Here is a 17587-nt window from a genome sequence, read left to right on the forward strand (position 1 = left end):
TTCAATGGCATTTTTCAGCATATAAGTTAACAATATAGAATAGAGACAAAAAGCACCGTCACTGGTGCTAATTATTTATATAAGACACTGTAATGTTTTTGTAAAGGATTGTTGGTTATTTTTTCATTTAACGAGTATTTAACGCACGATTTTGCTATTCCGCTAATTGATTAAGGTGAAATAAGTTATTTGAATGATGGAAATAAAAAAGGGAAACGATTGCTTTTTTTCATTAAAATTAAAATCGATGTAAAACCATTTCGTAAATAAACTTTTAGCCATGCGAGATAATTTATTAAACAGGGCAGATAAACTGCCCTGGGCAATATTCTTAGAATATCATTACACAATAATATCGGACTGTGTTGCCTGACCGACAATTCGTACCAGGAAATCTACCGAGCTGTGACCCGCTTCATGCACCCACAGGTTGGTGACGCTGTTGGCCGCATCCCACTGCAACATCACTTCCTGGCCGTTTCCAGTGAACTGGTCCTGAACAAAGCTCAGTTGGCCTTCGCTGCGGAACGCTGACAGGTCGATTTTATCAATACCTTTCTGGAAATCAGCGATCCAGTCATACGCTGCAACGGTGGAGTCCTGACCACTGCCATAAACAAACGTATCACGCCCGGCACCGCCGTACAGCGTATCGGCACCGGCACCACCGTACAGCACGTCGTTACCCGCGCCGCCTTGCAGTATGTTGTCAGCGCTGTTACCCACCAGAAGATCGTTACCGGAACCGCCAATCGCATTTTCAATGGTCACACCGTGGGCGATCGACACATTGCCTTTTAATCCGCCAACATCCGAGAACGAGCCTTCATTCAGGTTGATACGCTGGTTGTTACTGTAGCCAGAGAAGTCGAACGTATCGTTGCCACCCGCATCCCATACCGAGAAAATCAGCGCTTTGCTGCTATCGGTTGCGGTATAAAAATCACGGTCTGTATTAGAGTGGAAGCCATACACGCTATCACCGGTGCGGGTGGTCATGTTGGCACCGTACAAACGCTGAATTGCCGCGATGTCATCAATCATCGGCGCACCGCCATAGTGACCATTGTAGTCAGCGCCGGTTTCGTTCTCGCCCCAGTAACTCATGATGCTGAACTGGTAGCTATCTTCTGCATACACGGCATCGTGATAAGACGGATCGCCTTCGCCAGCGTTGTATTCACCAGGGTGCGCCAGACCGAGTGCATGACCAATTTCGTGGGTGAATGTCTGACGGCCATACTCTTCCGACCCCGGATTGCGGACATTAGACTGGTTATAATTGTACCAGCTACTCCCCGCGCCCTGATAATTACCTGGATAATAGGCATAAGCCTGCGTGCCATAATCCAGATTACCATTCGCATCACGCGTATAGTTACCAAAGGTGATATTGGCTGACTGATTTCCCGTTACTTCAGTGAATGTCAGATTAGCCACATCCGACCAGGATTGCAGCGCCAGTTTCGCCTGCTCAACCTGTTCTGGATTAAATTTTACAAACCCGGTATCACCGGATGGAATGGCATTGACCGACTGCAAAAACTTAAACGTCAGATTGGCTGATTTACCAAAAACGTTGTTGCCATTCCAGCTGACGTTCTCACGGGTAATTTGTGCAGCCGCTTGGTCGACAGAATAAGATGTTTTGCCATTGACGCTCAAACCATCACCACGCTCGTGATAATGCAGAAAGTCATAGACAGAATTATACGCGCTGCTGGTATTCGCAGATGCAGATAATGCGTGTTGAGCGTCATCTTGACGTGAAGACAGATTTTTTCCCATAAAATCCTCTAGAAATAACATAACGAATTACTGTCACTCCTTATTCAGGGCGAACAACACCCTGCCAGAATGACATGATAATAAGATTCCCGTTGAAATCTTATTTAAACAGGGTCGTTAACCCACCCTGTTTAATATTTTCAGTGGTTGATTACACAATAATATCGGATTGCGTAGCCTGGCCAACAATGCGTACCAGAAAATCCACTGAGCTGTGGCCTGCCTCATGCAGCCACAAATTAGTCACGTTGCTGGATGAATCCCATTGCAGCATCACTTCCTGACCCTGACCAGTGAACTGATCCTGTACAAAGTTCAACTGTCCCTGATTGCGGAACGCCGACAGGTCAATCTTATCTATGCCGGTCTGGAAATCGGTAACCCAGTCATACGCTGATGCGGTAGAGTCCTGCCCGTTACCGTAGACGAAGATGTCACGCCCGGCACCGCCGGTCAGTGTATCCGCACCCAGGCTGCCATACAGCACATCATCACCAGCGCCCCCCTGTAATACGTTGTCTGCGCTGTTACCGATAAGCAAATCGTTACCGGACCCACCAATCGCATTTTCGATGGTTACACCGTGTGCGACAGATACGTTGCCTTTCAGCCCACCAACATCCGAGAAAGAACCTTCATTCAAGTTGATGCGCTGGTTATTGCTGTAGCCGGAGAAGTCGAATGTATCGTTGCCACCCGCATCCCATACCGAGAAAACCAGCGCTTTGCTGCTATCGGTTGCGGTATAAAAATCACGATCGGTATTGGAGTGGAAGCCATAAACGGTATCACCGGTGCGGGTGGTCATGTTAGCGCCGTACAATTTCTGGATCGCGGCGATATCATCCATCAGCGGTCCTGCCGAGTAGTGACCTTTGAAGTCACCACCGGTATTTTCCACTTCCCAATAACTCATGATGCTGAACTGACGGGAGTCTTCTGCATAAGCTGCACTGTTTTTGTAACTGATGTCCCCTTCACCAGCATTGTATTCCGCCGGGTGGCTCAACCCCAATGTATGGCCGATTTCATGGGTGAACGAATGACGTCCATACTCATCGGTATCTGGGTTACGAATACTGGATTGGTTGTAGTTAAACCAGGCGCTGCCGGATACCGGATGGGTGCCAGGATAAGCCGCATAGGCCTGAGTATCTGTATTCAGGCTACCGTCGGCATTACGGGTGTAGTTAACAAACGTAATGTTCGCTTTTTGATTAGGGCTGACTTCGGTAAACGTCAGGTTTGCCACATCCGCCCAGGATTGCAATGACAGCTTAGCCTGCTCCATCTGTACCGGTGTAAATTTTACCGGTCCGGTATGGCCGTTCGGCGTCGAGCTAAACGTGTCCAGAAACGAATAAGTCAGATTCGCAGCTTTGCCGAATACGTTATCACCATTCCAGGTGGTATTAGGCCGAGTTAACCCCTCGCTGACCGCCTTATCGGTGGTATACGACGGTTTGCCATTGACAGTCAGGCCGTCGCCACGCTGATGGTAAAACCAAAAATCATACACATCGGCATAGCCGGTATAACTGCCTGCCCTGGCAGCCGCAGCAGAGGTATTTAACGAAGCGCTTTCGTTTTGTTGCATATCACTTCTTCCATAAAGTCTGACGTATTACTGTCAGAATGCCTTGTTTCGCCATTAAATCACTGCCCACTATCACACAGCGAATTAATGACATACCCATCCCTCGCAGCAAGCTGCGAAAGAAATTTCGTGGCAACGACAATCAATTTTGTGGAAACAATAATCAATTTTCGCAGAAACAATCAGTTCCGTAGGAACAATATTTAACGCAAAAGGTTACCGTTAATTCGCTTTATTCCCGGTAGCCGAATTCATTCCATTTTTATTTATTGGATGCGCAGCCTGAAACCATGCCGCCAGTTGCATCATATCCTGCTCATTTAGCGTACCGGCGGTATAACGCAAATTCAGCCATGCCTGTAACCAGCGATATTTGACCTCTGTCAGTTCGCGGCGGGCGTTGTACCACTCTTGTTCCGCCATCAGTACATCCAGATTGATACGTTCACCGCCCGCAACACTTTGCCGCGTAGCCCGGATCGCTTCCTCGGCGGCAGCCACACTCATCTGCCAGGCCTGGATTTTAGCCGCCCCGTTGGTACACAGGTTGAATTGACGACGCAACTCGGCAAAGGTTTGTCGGGTCTGGTTATCCAATTCCGCCTGACTTTGTGCGTATTCCGCCGTCGCCTGACGCATCGAGGCAGAAACAGAACCACCGGAATACAGCGGCACGCGCATCTGCAAACCAACGGTTTGAGTATCATATTTCTGGTTGTAGTTGTATTCAGACTCCGACAGGCTGCTGCGCGTGGACGCCACCAGATCCAATGTTGGCAAATGCCCGGCACGGTTACGTTCGATTTCATAGCGGCTGTAATCGACGTTTTCACGCTGCACCGCCAACTTAGCGTTATGCCGCACCGCCAGTTCACGCCATTGCGACAGCGAACGATTTTCGGTGACGTTGTCCGGCAGCTCGTTCAACGCCAGCGGCGACAGATCCTGAATTTGCAGCGGCGAACCTATCATGTTTTCCAGGTCGGTCATGGCAGCATCCAGCGTATCTTCCTGCTCGATACGTTGCGCCTGAGTGACAGTGTAACGTGCCTCCGTTTCGCGCAGGTCGGTTTGTGTCCCTTCCCCTGCGGCTAACAGGCGACGGTTCAACGCCAGTTGTTCCTGATAAGCACGGCGCTGCGCATCCAGCAGCATCAGTTTTTCCTGTGCCAGTAATGCTTCACTCCAGGACTGATAGAGACGCACCATCAGATCCTGACTGCGATCGCGAAATCGTTGATCGGCCATCAGTTTGCGGGTGACACCCTGCTGGTAACGCGCCCAGGCGGCATAGTCCAGCAGCGGCTGACGCAACGTCAACGTCGAGACGTAGTTATCGTAATCACGTTTCGTCGTGTTATTCACCGTCCGGTCGCGTTGCGTTACCTTGGAATGACTGTAATTAGCGCCATAGCTATATTGCAGCGATGGCAACAATCCCGCACGGCCAATCGCCACTTCCTCCTGTCCGGCATCCCGCTCGAAACCGGCCGCCCGCAGTTGTGCATCATTGCGTAGCGCCAACTCCCACGCATCCAGTAGCCCCATCGCCTGGGCACTTTCCCCGGTCAGCAGGGATAACATGACTGTCAGTAATACAACTTTCCTTCGCATGGCTTCCTTCCGTTACTCTTCCGTCAAGGCCAGATGCATACGATCCATCAGGGGTTTAAACAGATAGTTGATAAACGAGCGTTCTCCGGTGCGGACAAACCCTTGCACCGGCATACCCGGTTTAATTTCCAACCCATGCAACGAACGCTTGCCTTCTTCACTCACCTGAATACGCAAGCTGTAGTACGGCGTGCCATCTTTTTCGTCCACCAGTCGGTCAGCGGAAAGCAGGGTCACCGTTCCCGGCACCCGAGGCGTGGTGCTTTGGCTAAATGCGGTGAATTGCAACTCCACTGGCAGCCCAGACCACACTTTGTCCACCATTTCTACCGGGATACGCCCATCCACCAGCAACGGCTGATCTTCAGGAACAATTTCCATCATGACTTGCCCTGGTGCGATTACCCCGCCTTCGGTGAAGATCTTCATGTCCACCACGGTGCCAGCAACCGGCGCACGCACCTGCACATTAGCCAGATTGAAATCCGCCTTTTCGCGCTGACTGATCACTTCATTCAGCTTGGCCTGCACATCGGACAACTCGCTGTTGACCTCTTTGTCATACTCTTGCTGACGCTGGGCGATACGCAATTTCTGCTGCTGGATATCACGCCGGGTTCGCCCGACTTCGCCGCTGGTCTGGGCCAGTTCACCACTGACCTGCGCAAACAACCGTTCCGTTTCCAGCATTTTATTCCGCGGAACATAGTTATCCGCCGCCAACGGCCGCAACCCCTGCAACTGCTGGCTCAACGTCGCCTGCTCAGACTGCTTGCTGGTCATCACCTTTTGCAACGCCCCAAGCGACATCTCCAGGCCATCAATACTGGCGCGGATCCCTTCGGTTTCAAGCTTTAACGCTTGCTGACGGCTACGCAGCAGATCTTCCTGCAACGCGATGATAGCGGCCATTTCCGGTCGCTGACGCGCCTGAATCAGGCGCGAAGTTGCCACCAGCGATGACTGATTACTCTGCTCCGCCAGCAGACGGGCTTCGCGGGCGATCAGCTGATCATATTGGGAACCCAGTCCTTCGCTGGTGGTACGCGCATCTACCGCATTCAGCGTCAGCAGCACCTGGCCTGCCGCAACGCGATCGCCCTCTTTCACCTGAATCCGGTCGACTATGCCGCCCTGCATGTGCTGGATCACTTTGCGATTGCCGGACACCACAACATTGCCTTGTACCGCGACCCCTTTATCCAGCGGTGCCAACAGCGCCCACAGTAAAAAACCGCCAAAACCGGCGAGCACCAGCCACCATCCTAACCGCAGCGCCCGTGCTTCATCACGGCTGGCACGATCGCGCATTGCCGCTTCGTTCAATTCATCTTGGGGGGTTATATCCATACCTGTCATCGCGAGATCCCTGTCATTGCGGCATTGCGGCCGGGGGCGTCATCCGGGCCTGATTGGCGGCACTACGCTGCTGCAGTTCTGTCAGCACATCTCGCGCCAATCCCATTCGCTGCTGCTGGCCCTCATGGAGAATCAGAATTTTTTGTGCCAGCGTCGTTAATGCCGGGCGATGGGTGATCAGCACCACGGTCGCCCCCCGCTTCTGCAACGCAACAATCGCCTGCATCAACGCCTGATCGCCTTCGCTATCGAGGCTGGCATTCGGTTCATCCAGAATCAGCAAGCAAGGGTCACCGTACATCGCGCGTGCCAGGCCAATGCGCTGCCGTTGACCACCAGACAAACCGCTGCCGCCATCGCCCAATTCGGTGTCATAACCATTGGGCAACGATAAAATCAGCTCATGCACACCCGCCAGCTTCGCGGCAGCCACCACCTTCTCCGGGTCGGCGTCGCCAAAACGGGCAATATTTTCCGCCAATGTGCCCTTGAACAGCTGAACATCCTGCGGCAAATAACCGATGGCTGGCCCAAACGTGTTTTTGTCTACCTGATTTAAATCAGCGCCATCCAAACGCACTTTGCCTTGCGTGGGGGTTTGTGCGCCGACCAGCAAACGCGCCAGCGAGGACTTGCCGGATCCAGATGCGCCCAGAACGACCAACGTTTCACCTGCCTGAAGCGAAAAATGAATGTTCTGCAGTCGGGCTTTGCCCTGTGCCGGGCGCAGCGAAACCTGTTCCACACCGAGATGCCCTTCCGGCGCAGGCAACGCCATTGTCGTCTGACGTGGTGGATAGACGGCAATCAACCGGGTCAGGCGCTGCCAGGCAATGCGCGCGCTGCTCCACTGTTTCCATACCGCAATTAACTGATCGATCGGGCTCAGCACCCGGCCAACCAGAATCGAACCAGCAATCATCATCCCCGGTGTGATCTTACCGTCGATCGCCAGCAACGCCCCCAGCCCCAACATCAGCGACTGCAACGCAATGCGGCTGTACTTGGACGCGCCCCCTACTGCGGCAGCACGCTCGCTGGCCAGATTCTGAAGAGAAATAAAACGATAATGACGCGCCAGCCAGCGCCGACGCAGATTGCCCAGCATTCCCATTGCTTCGATAACATCGGCATTACGTAGCTGGGCGTCCGCCAGGTGGGTCGCTTGTTGTGATTGCTGATTGGCTTCCGCCAGCGGTTGATTGGTCAGGCGCTGGTTCAGCCAGGTCAGCGCCACCAGCACCACGGTGCCACCTAGCGCCAACATCCCCAGCCAGGGGTGCAACAAAAACAGCACCAGCAAGAACAACGGAAACCAGGGCACGTCAAAGAAAGCAAACAGCGCATTACCGGTAATAAACTGGCGTAACAACGTCAGATCGGTCAACGCCAGCCCGGCACGGCTATCGCCAGCTTCCAGATTACGGGCAAACGCCGCATTGAAGACATCCTGATTGAGCGCCAGATCGATCCGGGTGCCCAGTCTCACTACCAACAGACTACGAACCCATTCCAGCGCGCCCATAAAAGCACACAGTCCCGCCATCAATAACGTCAGCATCAGCAGGGTTATACCGTTGCCAGATGCCAGCACCCGGTCATACACCTGAAGCATATACACCGAAGGTGCCAGCATCAGTATATTGATGACGGCGCTGAAAATCCCGACACTCCAGAAACTGCGGCGGAACTGGCGCAGCACGCCGAACAACGAACGATCTCGCTCAGAGGAAGCATTCACGGCAGAGCACTCTCCCTCAGGCTTTCTTTTTCAGGGTGCGAACACTGCCGTCAGCCAGCTTGTGTTCGTAGTGATCACGATTGCGGCTGAAAAACGCCACGGCCGAACCGTCTTGCTGCGTCAGCGTTAAACCGTCGGGTGTGGGCCGCCAACCAACCGGTGCTTCCGGCAGCAATTTTTGCAGACAGGCACTGTCGCCAGCCAACCGCCAGGTCGTGCCGTCAAGCACATCCGTATTCAAGCGGATATCACAATGCTGTTCCGCGCCACTCAATACCCATTGCCCGCTCATTTCCGCCGCGGACGGCAATCTCAAACTGCTCGCCATACATCCTCCACTCAGTGCACTCAATAATGTCGCAATAATAAGTTGTTTCATGATATTTCCATCATTCGGTCATCAGTGAACGCGTTTAATAATTGAAACTATCTTGTTAAATACATGAATAACGGCAGGCGTATCCCAACGCGGGAAAATACCTGCCGGTATTCAATTAATCAGGAAATGAAGACAAGCGAAAAATTGCCTTGGATCTTTTGGTCGCGTACCGGTTGTGACATAGCGGGCAAATCACCGGCCACGCCGCCATTGGGTAAGTGATAGCCGTCTGCCCCACCGGTATAGCCACTGGGTGACGCGGAAGAAAGAACGGTTTTCTTTCCATATAAAGCCATAATATTTCCTCCATGAAATTCGCCTTAAACGCCAAGCAATTCACTTTCTTCTCGTTGAAGATTTTTGTCTTATTGACAGTGAATATTCTCGTAGCGCGTTTATCAAATAAAAATGCGGCCCAGGCTGACAACACAAATAGGTTAGTAAAACAGAAATAAAATGACAAGATTCTGTCAGGAAAATCGACGTTTCATTACCATACGTTCAGGCCACAAAAAAAAACCACACAGAACATCGCAGAAGGGAAAATTGGCAGGATAAAAAGTGGCGCTTCTGTCACCAGACACGCCATCACGCTTAATAACATGAAAACAAATTACAGAGACGCTAACGTCGCGCGGATGACTTCAGCGTAGGGGGTCGTCGGGCGACCCAGCAACCCGGCCAGCACATTTTTGTCGTCAAACAGTCCGCCTTTTTCCGCGCCAGCGTCAGAATCCGCCAACATATCAGCCAGGAAGTCCGGTAATCCCGCGCCTTTCAGCGCGTTGGCAAAGTCCGCCTGGGGCAGGTTGACATATTGCACCGGTTTGCCGCTCTGCTTCGCAACTTCTGCGGTAAACTCCGCCAGCGTGTAACTGTTATCACCGGCCAGCTCATAGACTTTCCCTTCCTGGCCATTCAGTTGCAGTACGATTGCGGCCGCTTGCGCATAATCGCTACGCGCCGCGGAGGCAATCCGCCCTTCGCCAGCCGCCCCGATAAACGCACTGTGCGCCAGCGCTGGTGCGATGCTGGCAGCGTAGTTTTCGGTATACCAGCCATTACGTAAAATAACATGGGGAATGCCAGCGTCACGCAATGCACTTTCGGTCGCCAGATGCTCCACCGCCAACCCCAATGCCGAGGTATCCGCGTGCAGCAGACTGGTGTAAGCAATCAAGCCAACACCGGCTTTTTTCGCCGCGTCGATCACTGCCTTATGCTGAGTTTCACGCTTACCGACTTCACTTGATGAAATCAGAAGCAGCTTGTCTACCCCACTTAACGCGCTGACCAGCGTATCCGGCCGGTCATAATCGCCATGTCTTACATGAATGCCCTGTGCGGCCAACGCGCTGGCTTTGGCCGGATCGCGCACGACCGCAACGATCTGTTCTGCCGGTACTGACTTCACCAGCGAATCAATCACCAGACGGCCCAACTGACCGGTTGCTCCTGTAATCGCAAACATAACGAACTCCTGTTAATGAGAAAACCCTGTGCCCTTCTTCAACCTGAACCGACTCGACGTCATAGCAAGTTGAAGTTCGTGCCAGCAGCATATGACCAAAACTTACTTTTAGTAAGTACTAACACAAATGTTAGTATCAAATAAAAACGACGACACCATCACAGAATGCTCACCATCGGCTTCCTGCAGGTATGCTGCCGGGTAATCTGTAAGATAATCGACCTGCCGGTTTTTTAGTTTCAGTCACATCGCACTTATGCGATATTGCTTTTCAGAGCGCTGATGGGGCAAATATTTGTCATATTTGTCACTTCTTTACGTATTTGATTCGTTATCATCAGAATTATAATCGCAGATATTGAACACGATTTTCTGCCTTGACGGTTTATCACAAAAGGTTTCTTTGGCGTGGCAAAATTATTTTTACGCAGTGGAAATTTAGACGATTTTCTTGCGTTGGGAGAGAACGGCCAGCCCGTTTATGCTTCCGCGTTGCAATTACGGGAGACACTGCGTCTTCGCAAACAGCAGCACATCGCAGACTGTCTGGCTATTCCCCAACCGAATGAGGATGGCGATCGCATCGACTGGTATGCGCCCTTCACCGGGAAAATCACCTCCTGGATGGCGGCCAGCGACGAGCAGCGCGAACAAGCGTTACTCTTACTGGAGGAGTATCTCGGCACCGTTGACGCCATTAGCGAGCGAGCGCGTCAGTCCAACAAACCAGCCCAGAAACTCTTCGGCGTATTGTTGTCGAAAGCCTTTCAGTTTCCGGGCTCCAATCACGTTTATCTGGTGGACGATAAACCGGTCATCACTTTTTGGGGGTTCGTCAGCCTGGGTAAAAAATCCCGCATTGATGTGCTGGAGTGCCTGCGCCCGGTTGAACCGGTCGAGATTCCCGAGCCGGTTGTGGAACCGCTGCCGGAAGTGACCACGCAGGTTGCCGACCCCGAACCAGAACAACCTGCGCTGCCGGTCGAACCAGAACCCGTGGTCATGGCTGAACCCGTCGCCCCACCGCAAGCTACCCCGTCGCCACGACGAGTCTGGACCAGCATCTGGTTGCTGGCACCGGGTGCCGCACTGTTGGCGACACTGGCGTTCCAGATTCGCGGCTGCGTGTCTCAACCCGAAAGCAGCGCCCCTGCGGTGGTAAACACCATTAAGCCGGAAAAACGCGCGCTGAGCGCGACACCAACGGATACGTTCCCTCAGCCAAATCTGCCGCTGGAAGTGGCTACGCTGTTACCACCGCCTGCGGTGGCTGAGCAGAAAAAGCCTGAAGAAAAAGCGCCGGAAGCTCCTGCGCATGTTGAAGTCAGCGCCGCCCCGAAAGGCGCGCTGGTGATGCCTGCCGACGCGGTAAAAATTGGCTCCATCCGTTTTCTGGACGGCAACTGGCAGGCGACGCTCATAGCGAAAAATCCGCTGACCGGCAAACCACCGGTACTCCGCTACCAAATCAAAAACGGCAAAGGCCGGGTACGCTTTACCTACGGCGAGAAAGTCACCTGTCAGGCCGAGGTAGAGGCCGGGTTGCACCAGTCCGGCAATCTGGTGATCAATAGCCGCTATCGGGCGCGCTGCAGCGATGGCTCCCGTTATCCGATGCCGGAAATCGTCTGTACCCGACAGGAATCGAGCGAGGCCGCCGAATGTAAGGGCCGCTACGATGCCGATACTGAGCTACCGATGACGATTAAGCGTGAGAGCAAATAACCATGCTGGCAACCCTGACAGATTACAAACAACACATTACGCTGATTCAGAATAGCGGTATTCAGTTTCTCGATTTTGCGTTAAAGCTCCCGCCAGCCCGGTCAAGCTTTGCCAATCGCTTTGTTCGCAAGAGCGCCAACGGGCCGCTGTTGCGGCTGACGTACAATGAACACAGCGGCAAATACGCGTTGCCGAGCGATATGCAGGTGCTGCCGGAAGCGGTCAACCCCGAATCCAGTTACACGCTGGAACAGTCGCTGCGGCTGCTGAGCAACGTATGGCTACCGTTGCCCTTCTTCCGCTTTAACCCGCCACGTACCTTTATGGGTGGCCCGAACAACTGGGCGCGGGTACAGGTGCTGGAACTGGGCGAGCCGGACGATGACGGCAACACCCACCGCCTCTGTTTAGCCTTCGATACCCGCGTTTATGCGGAAAGTCAGGATCTGGAAGCACTGGCACCCAGCGAGAACGACATCAATGCCGGGCGGTTATTCACGCTGGCCCATCGCAGCGAAGAGCTGGACGATTTTCTCGACCAGACCTGGGTCGATGGCTGGCTGCGGGAAACGTTTTCCCAGCAGGCACTGCAAGTGGAGGGCCGTAAACCCCGCGATATCCGCCAGAATCTGCGTGAATTCGAATATCAGGCACATTACCTGAACCTGCTGGATGTGATGGCGACACTGCTGGATGTGCCGGAAATCCGCCTCACCAGTAGTACCCTGAAAGAACCGGCCATCAATGTGGACCTGATTCTGGATGTCGGCAACTCCCATACCGCCGGGATTCTGGTGGAAGATCACGCTGACGAAAGCAACGGCCTCAAGCAGACCTACGAGCTACAGATCCGTGATTTAGGCCAGCCTCATTACTTGTACAATGAGCTGTTCGACAGCCGGGTAGAATTCGCCCAGGCCCGTTTCGGCAAGCAGAATTTCTCCTTTGAAAGCGGCCGCGACGATGCGTTTGTCTGGCCGTCTATTACCCGTGTCGGGCGTGAAGCCAGCCGTCTGGCGTTGCAGCGTCAGGGGACCGACGGTGCCAGCGGTATTTCCAGCCCACGCCGCTATCTGTGGGACGAAGAGCCGTATGTGCCAGGCTGGCGTTTCAGCCAAACCAACAACCCACGTCAACAGGAGCCGCTGGCGACCGCCATGCCGCTGACCATGCTGGTCAACGATGAAGGCCAGCCGCTGTTCAGCCTGCCGCTGGACGAGCGCCTGCCAGTGTTCGACCCGCACTACAGCCGCAGTTCGGTGATGACGTTCATGCTGTCCGAGCTGCTGGCGCAGGCACTGATGCAGATGAACAGCGCGGCCCAACGCCTGAAGATGATTCACGCCAACGCACCGCGCCAGTTGCGCAATATCATTCTGACCCTGCCCTCGGCCATGCCTAAGCCGGAACGCGAGATCTTCCGCCGCCGCATGATCGAAGCGATCGGGCTGGTATGGAAAGCGATGGGCTGGCACCCGGCCGATGACGATTTCCTGACGTCGGATGACAAGCAACGCAGCAGTGTGCCGGTGCCGGATGTTCAGATGGAGTGGGATGAAGCCACCTGCGGACAGATGGTGTACCTCTACAACGAAGCACAGGTGAATTTCGGCGGCCGGGCGGAGGCGTTCTTCGCCAGCATGGCGCGCCCGGACAAAGAACTGGCAGACGACGAGCAGCCAGGGAAAACCTTGCGTATCGCGTCTATCGATATCGGCGGTGGCACCACCGATTTGGCGATTACCCAATACTGGCTGGACGACGGCGTTGGCAGCAACGTCAAAATCATCCCGCGCCTGCTGTTTCGTGAAGGATTTAAAGTCGCCGGTGACGACATTCTGTTGGACGTGATCCAGTTGTATGTCCTGCCCGCATTGCAGGCCGCGCTGAAACAAGCCGGCGTCACCGGTCCGGACAGCCTGATGACCCGCCTGTTCGGCAGTGAAGGCCGCATGGACGGCCAACTGACATTGCGCCAGCAAGTCACATTGCAGGTGTTCATTCCTATCGGTCAGGCGGTTCTGGAAGCCTACGAACAGTTCGACCCACTCGACCTGAACGCAGAAATTGACACCACGTTCGGTGACATGTTGTCGCAGACACCGACGCGTAAAGTGCTGGAATACCTCAACAGCGAGATCCAGCGTGAACTGCCGGACGAAGAAACCCCGTTCGACATCCTACAAGTGCCGTTCATTCTGCGTCTTGCCAAGCTGCACAGCGAATTTCTGGCTAACCGCATGAGCATTACCCAGCACCTGCGGCTGATGTCGGAAGTGGTGTCGTTGTATGCCTGTGACGTGCTGTTGCTGACTGGTCGGCCGTCCCGTTTCCCCGGCATCCAGGCGTTATTCCGTCATCTGCAACCACTACCGATTAACCGCATGATGTCGCTGGATGGTTACCACACCAGCGACTGGTATCCGTTTAACAAACGCGGGCGGATCGAAAACCCGAAATCCACCGCCGCGGTGGGCGCGATGTTATGCCTGCTGGCGTTGGATCTGCGCCTGCCTGGTTTCTACTTCAAGGCCGGGGATTTCGAACCCTATTCCACCGTGCGCTACCTCGGAATGCTCGACAGCAGCCACACCCTCACCACCGATAACGTCTACTATAACGATATCGATCTGGATGACGCCGATTTCACGCTGGACGATCAATCCGGTTTCGAAGTACGCGGATCGTTATGCCTCGGCTTCCGCCAGTTGGACAACGAACGCTGGCCTGCTTCGCCGCTCTATTCATTGTCGATCGTCGATCCGGAGCTGGCCCGCAAGGTGGCTGGCGACAGCGTTCTGCACGTGCGCCTGAAAGTGGTGCCGGGTGACGATAACCTCACGCCGGAACGCGTTGAGATAGCCGACGCGGTGCTGGGCTCCGGGCTTGCTATTTCACCGCATCAGTTAAGGCTGAAACTCAATACCTTGTCCAGCACGGTTTCCGGCATGGCACATTACTGGATCGATAGCGGGAGCGTCTTCAAGAAATGAAACCATTAACGCCCAAACAGCTGTCGAGCCGTCTCAGCCGCCAGTTAAACGCCGTTTCGCAAGGCGTCGATCAGGCGATAGCCTGGGTGGATGAAACCCGGCGCAACGTTCCGCGCCTGGATATGGAAGCCGATCGGCTTGTCGTTAAGTTGCGGCGATGCCGCAACAAGGCCCGAGGGCTGTCTGATTCGTCACTTAAAGAGATCGCCATGGGCATGTTCGGGTTGGCTCAGGGGGGTAAAACCTATCTGCTGACCTCGCTGGCCGGTGGCGAGAACGGGCGCATTGAAACCTCCGTCGGCGGCGTCACGCTGGATTATCAGAAAAACATCAATCCAGACAACCAACAGCCTGCGTTTGTCACCCGCTTTACCCGGCAGGCTGAAGGCAAAAACACCCCCAATCCGGTACAGGTCCAGTTGCTCAACGAAGCCGACATCGCCCGAATTATGGCCTACGCCTTCGTACTGGAAAACAGCCAGACCCCCGTGCCTGAGCTTGATGAGCAACATATCGCCGAGCACCTGAAAACCCTGACATTGCACCGTCAGCAAGAGGCGGTGCCGGGGCTGGACGGCGATGCCGTGGTCGCGCTGTGGGATTATCTGGTTCGCCATGACGCCCGGCGTCAAAAGCCGCTGGAGCGTAAATTCTGGCCGCTGGCAGTAGAACTGGCACCGCATCTCAGCATCGACGACCGCGCCAGCCTGTTCTCCATTCTGTGGGGCGAGCAATCGGAGTACACCGCGCTCTACCGTCATTTTGCCCACACGCTGGAGCAATTGTCCGGTGCCCACAAGATACTGGCACCGATCAGCCTGCTGGTGGATGAGTCGCTGCAACCTGACAGCGGTATTTTCAACGCCAACCTGTTTGATCGGCTCAATAGCCCTTCCGATCTCAGTACCCAGGTGCGCCCCATCGTTAACGGCCGCGCGGCCAGGAATGTGGAACTGTCACTGGCGGAACTGCTCATGCTGGCAGCCGAAGTGCAAATTCCGTTGTTGTCACCACCGAAAGAAACCTTGTTCGAACAGGTAGACCTGCTTGATTTTCCGGGTTTCAGCCTACAGGACGAGCCGGAATTCGAACCCGATGAGGACAACAACCCGGAGCGGCTGTTGCGCCTCAAACCTCACCCACTATCCCGTGCCTTGATGCGTGCCAAACGCGCCTATCTGCTGGAACGTTATACCGACGATCAGGAAATGAACCTGCTGATGGTCTGTACCGCCGCCGCCTGCAAAGCGGACGTGCGCCACGTTGGCCGGGCGCTGGATTTCTGGGTGCGTCACACCCAGGGTGAAAACCCGCAGGTCCGTAGCCGCCGTAAACCTGGCCTGATCTGGGCGGTGACTCGTCATGACCGCCGTTTCACCCACGGCTACAACAACGATGAAGCGGTGCAGCGTTATGTGGGTAACCCCGGCGATGCCTGGGGCACCATGTTGGCGATGGACAAACGCGGCATCAACCGGATGGCAGCCTGGCTGGACGCCGAAGTCCGCCGTGAAGTCAAACTGGGGCGTATCAACGAACAGCTCAGCGAATTACAGCGCGAGCTGTCTGATAACCTGCTCGGCAGTTGGTATCAACCGGCCGGGGCGGATGACCCTGCGCACAAACAGCATATCGCCGAGTCGATGCTTAAGGCATTGCAAACCCGAACCGGCGTGCATGGCGAACTACTGGAGCGGTTATTGCCTTCCCGCGATGAATTACGTCGGCTGTATCTGCAACAACAGGAGCAGACGCAACGCAACTTCGCCTCCTACCAGGAAACGCAGGATACCGTGGTGCCGCTGGCCAGCTACGAACCCTTTGGTGTCGGGATGGATATCGACCTGTTCAGCGACGACGCGACGCCGGGCGAAGAAAACGAAGCGGTCGTCGCCCCGGTGCCAACCGAAGAAGAGCAAACTGAAAACCACAGCTATGAGTCGGAATTCGCTCGTCATCTGTACCGGTATTGGATCAACCATCTGCGTAACCTGCCGGAAAACATCGCCATCATTGAATTGCTGGGGATTAACCGCCCTACCATCGAAATGCTGGTGGAAGAGCTGATTACCGCCAGCGTGCGGCTCAAGCTTGATGATGAATTGCAAACCATGTTGGTGGATTCCGGGCAACTGGGTATTAACCGGGAAAGCAAGGCCGACCGTCAGGTATCGCGTGCGCTCAATGTCCTTGGCGATTTCGTTGCCTGGCTGGGCTTCCAGCAGGTGCCCGAGGCAGACAGACCAGACAGCCGCGTCAACAAAGGCAACAAGATCTTTGCCAAACCGGAAAAACAGACGGCTAACTTCGGCACCGCTCGCCGGTTAACCAAACTGTCGGTGACGCCAGTCAACAATACCGCCTATTACATTTATGACTGGCTTATCGGCCTGAATGAAATGATTATTCAAAATGCTGGCTATGCGGCCGGACGTGATATCAAACCCAAACAGCGTGAACGTTTGGGGGCGATTCTGAGTCTGATCAAACCCACCGAAGGCTGACTCCTACGGCGGAGCGCACGCTCCGCCTTTTCAGCATAAAAGTTTACACAATCAAACGATTATGCTGTTTTTATTATATCGCACTTCGATAAAATCACGTTATAAATCAGGCTGGTCTTGCAAAAATGCCGCTCTCACGTCATAGTTTTATCCGGGGTATGCACTGCTGTACCAAATGTGTAACGAATGCTTTTATTGCCATGTTTTTTCTTTAATTCGCCCGGTTTAAAACAACACTGTTGTCGCTAAAAAAAGGAACACAGGCTACCCCGTTCTTTTTTCCACCATCATAACGACCACGCTGTTATTCCTGGTAAGGAATAACGGAGCGGCCCTTCTTCCAGGGATATCGGGTTATCGCTATTTATTGGTGCGCGCTGAAACGCACTGACACCCGTATTGATATACCAGACTGC

The 17587-nt window shown here is 54.1% G+C and carries 11 protein-coding genes; 3 read left to right on the plus strand and 8 right to left on the minus strand.

The window, feature by feature from the left end; all coding sequences use genetic code 11:
- Positions 1-342 precede the first annotated feature (342 nt).
- From OB87_RS07375 to OB87_RS07405, 8 genes are all read right to left on the minus strand, one after another.
- A complete protein-coding gene (locus OB87_RS07375) occupies positions 343-1788 on the minus strand; it encodes a serralysin family metalloprotease (protein ID WP_033568859.1) in 1446 nt (481 codons plus the stop codon).
- 151 nt (positions 1789-1939) lie between these two features.
- Complete coding sequence (locus OB87_RS07380) at positions 1940-3385, minus strand: serralysin family metalloprotease (RefSeq protein WP_033568800.1); 1446 nt, start codon at positions 3383-3385, stop codon at positions 1940-1942.
- 222 nt (positions 3386-3607) lie between these two features.
- Positions 3608-4999: a TolC family outer membrane protein gene (locus tag OB87_RS07385; RefSeq protein WP_033568801.1), complete on the minus strand. Its 1392-nt coding sequence runs from the start codon at positions 4997-4999 to the stop codon at positions 3608-3610.
- A 12-nt stretch (positions 5000-5011) separates the two neighbouring features.
- Positions 5012-6358, minus strand: a complete 1347-nt coding sequence (locus OB87_RS07390; RefSeq protein WP_033568802.1) for an HlyD family type I secretion periplasmic adaptor subunit — start codon at positions 6356-6358, stop codon at positions 5012-5014.
- A gap of 13 nt (positions 6359-6371) precedes the next feature.
- A complete protein-coding gene (locus OB87_RS07395; RefSeq protein ID WP_033568803.1) occupies positions 6372-8099 on the minus strand; it encodes a type I secretion system permease/ATPase in 1728 nt (575 codons plus the stop codon).
- Positions 8100-8115: 16 nt separating this feature from the next.
- Positions 8116-8478: a protease inhibitor Inh/omp19 family protein gene (locus tag OB87_RS07400; protein ID WP_080762629.1), complete on the minus strand. Its 363-nt coding sequence runs from the start codon at positions 8476-8478 to the stop codon at positions 8116-8118.
- 119 nt (positions 8479-8597) lie between these two features.
- Complete coding sequence (locus OB87_RS20835; protein ID WP_161783613.1) at positions 8598-8774, minus strand: hypothetical protein; 177 nt, start codon at positions 8772-8774, stop codon at positions 8598-8600.
- A gap of 317 nt (positions 8775-9091) precedes the next feature.
- A complete protein-coding gene (locus OB87_RS07405) occupies positions 9092-9949 on the minus strand; it encodes an SDR family oxidoreductase (protein ID WP_033568805.1) in 858 nt (285 codons plus the stop codon).
- A gap of 408 nt (positions 9950-10357) precedes the next feature.
- On the opposite strand from OB87_RS07405, the gene OB87_RS07410 reads away from it, so the two are divergent.
- Genes OB87_RS07410 through OB87_RS07420 form a run of 3 tightly spaced genes read left to right on the plus strand, consistent with a single transcriptional unit; the run spans position 10358 to position 17171 of the window.
- Complete coding sequence (locus OB87_RS07410) at positions 10358-11674, plus strand: SrfA family protein (protein ID WP_033568806.1); 1317 nt, start codon at positions 10358-10360, stop codon at positions 11672-11674.
- A 2-nt stretch (positions 11675-11676) separates the two neighbouring features.
- Positions 11677-14667 (plus strand): virulence factor SrfB, encoded by a 2991-nt coding sequence (locus tag OB87_RS07415; protein ID WP_033568807.1) that lies wholly within the window; start codon positions 11677-11679, stop codon positions 14665-14667.
- Entirely contained in the window at positions 14664-17171 is a 2508-nt protein-coding gene (locus OB87_RS07420) for a putative virulence factor (RefSeq protein WP_033568808.1), read from the plus strand. Before OB87_RS07415 ends, OB87_RS07420 begins: the two co-directional genes overlap by 4 nt.
- The last annotated feature ends 416 nt before the right edge of the window (positions 17172-17587 follow it).

Source organism: Dickeya undicola, from assembly GCF_000784735.1.
Classification (GTDB): domain Bacteria; phylum Pseudomonadota; class Gammaproteobacteria; order Enterobacterales; family Enterobacteriaceae; genus Dickeya; species Dickeya undicola.

Excerpts from the sequence above, each read along its gene's own strand:
- OB87_RS07375 (WP_033568859.1), bottom strand. The coding sequence starts at position 1,788 with ATGGGAAAAAATCTGTCTTCACGTCAAGATGACGCTCAACACGCATTA.
- OB87_RS07380 (WP_033568800.1), bottom strand. The coding sequence starts at position 3,385 with ATGCAACAAAACGAAAGCGCTTCGTTAAATACCTCTGCTGCGGCTGCC.
- OB87_RS07385 (WP_033568801.1), bottom strand. The coding sequence starts at position 4,999 with ATGCGAAGGAAAGTTGTATTACTGACAGTCATGTTATCCCTGCTGACC.
- OB87_RS07390 (WP_033568802.1), bottom strand. The coding sequence starts at position 6,358 with ATGACAGGTATGGATATAACCCCCCAAGATGAATTGAACGAAGCGGCA.
- OB87_RS07400 (WP_080762629.1), bottom strand. The coding sequence starts at position 8,478 with ATGAAACAACTTATTATTGCGACATTATTGAGTGCACTGAGTGGAGGA.
- OB87_RS20835 (WP_161783613.1), bottom strand. The coding sequence starts at position 8,774 with ATGGCTTTATATGGAAAGAAAACCGTTCTTTCTTCCGCGTCACCCAGT.
- OB87_RS07405 (WP_033568805.1), bottom strand. The coding sequence starts at position 9,949 with ATGTTTGCGATTACAGGAGCAACCGGTCAGTTGGGCCGTCTGGTGATT.
- OB87_RS07415 (WP_033568807.1), top strand. The coding sequence starts at position 11,677 with ATGCTGGCAACCCTGACAGATTACAAACAACACATTACGCTGATTCAG.
- OB87_RS07420 (WP_033568808.1), top strand. The coding sequence starts at position 14,664 with ATGAAACCATTAACGCCCAAACAGCTGTCGAGCCGTCTCAGCCGCCAG.